This is a genomic window from Pseudomonas sp. JAI120 (genome assembly GCF_014207255.1).
Taxonomy (GTDB): Bacteria; Pseudomonadota; Gammaproteobacteria; order Pseudomonadales; family Pseudomonadaceae; genus Aquipseudomonas.
In genome coordinates this window covers 420,830-421,158 of record NZ_JACHCZ010000005.1, presented here as the reverse complement: position 1 = coordinate 421,158, position 329 = coordinate 420,830, and positions in this window count along the sequence as shown.

The window sequence follows — 329 nt, the reverse complement described above, 5'->3', positions numbered from 1 at the left end:
CCCCCGATTGCGGTGTGTCAGCCAAGACACCTGTCACCAGTGCCGCCGCCATCGAAGCCTCGCTAAAGCTCGACATCTCCCACAGGGATCAGCGGCGCCCACGAGATCTATAGCCGAGCAACTTCCCACCTGCCAACCGAGCTCAAATGTGGGAGGGGGCTTGCCCCCGATTGCGGTGTGTCAGCCAAGACACCTGTCACCAGTGCCGCCGCCATCGAAGCCTCGCTAAAGCTCGACATCTCCCACAGGGATCAGCGGTGCCCACGAGATCTATAGCCGAGCAACTTTCCACCTGCCAACCGAGCTCAAATGTGGGAGGGGGCTCGCCC